The sequence below is a fragment of the Dolichospermum circinale AWQC131C genome, from assembly GCF_000426905.1.
Lineage (GTDB): Bacteria > Cyanobacteriota > Cyanobacteriia > Cyanobacteriales > Nostocaceae > Dolichospermum > Dolichospermum circinale.
In genome coordinates this window covers 1-1,183 of sequence record NZ_KE384658.1, presented here as the reverse complement: position 1 = coordinate 1,183, position 1,183 = coordinate 1, and the positions used below count along the sequence as shown (strand labels likewise).

General features: G+C 36.1%; 1 protein-coding gene. It reads right to left on the bottom strand.

Annotation, left to right across the window (positions count from 1 at the left end):
- Positions 1–172: 172 nt before the first annotated feature.
- A complete protein-coding gene (locus ACIR131C_RS0120690) occupies positions 173–1,063 on the bottom strand; it encodes an Rpn family recombination-promoting nuclease/putative transposase (protein WP_028091692.1) in 891 nt (296 codons plus the stop codon).
- Between the last annotated feature and the right edge of the window lie 120 nt (positions 1,064–1,183).

Here is a 1,183-nt window from a genome sequence, read left to right as displayed (position 1 = left end):
AGACTGATTAATCTTTTACTGCCTATATCTGCTTTTTTTGCCACTGGTTTTATGCGGGTATTTATGCGGGTATTCGAGATTTCATAAATTAGCGATCGCTTTTAATATCAATAATAAAGTATATCTCATGCGATTATAAGTTGGCTTTAGGGGATAGATTAAAGGCGAAAATTTAGTGGTCTTCTAACCAGGTTTTTAACTCAGAAATATCCTTAAAATCAAGTAATTGATCAACTAACATTTCAATTACACTTAGTTTCAAACCCCGAATTCGAGTTTCAATGGCAGAATCTAAAGAACCAAATTGCCGTTTTAGAAGACGCAGAACTATACTCACTCCCTCTTCTTGTTTTCCTTCTTGTTTTCCTTCTTGCTTTCCTTGTTGTTTTCCTTCCTGTTGTCCTTCAGCAAAGACATCCTGATAAAAACGGGTTTGTTTGAGGTCTACGTCTGTTATTCCTATCATCTGCTGTATTTCCTCTCTACTTAAAATAGGCAGTTTATAAACCATGATAGTCTCTAGCAAATCAATCAGTTGTAATTGCAATGGTCTTTGAGTTATTTCTTTATAGGTTTCTTTGGCAATTTCTTGTGCTAAAACTGCACTTTTATCCGCAGGAGTAACAATCAGTTTTAACAACTTCAGACTAATGGGGGCATTTGCTGGAGGTTCTAATTCATTTAAGTATATACGGTGGACTCTGGAACTTGCCAATAAAAAGTCATAGTGGCAGGTTTTTCCCGTGTCTGTCTGACGATTGGGATAAATAACTACTCCTTGCCAGGGGTTGAGGGGGTCAAATTGACGCAGGTAAAGGAATATTTCGCTAAAAAAGCGGTGATAAAATAGTTTATCTGTTTGAAATTGGACTTCTACAAAAAATAGAGGGTAATTGTGGTCGTTTTCCGGTGGTGAAAATACTCCGTCCAGACGAAAGGCTGTTTGTTTTATTTCTACTGACTTGAATTTGTAATTACTGTTAACGGGGGTAAATTTGAGCAGATCAAACAGTAGTGGCGGAAATGTTTGGAATAATCGGTAAAATAGACTATCTGTTTTCAAGTTTTTATAATTTTATTATTTAAGTATTAAGATTTGAGTTGATTTTAGAGTTCAATTACATTATATACTCAGTAGCCATGCTTACTCCAAGGGCAGCGATCGCCTGACCTGTTGGTACAG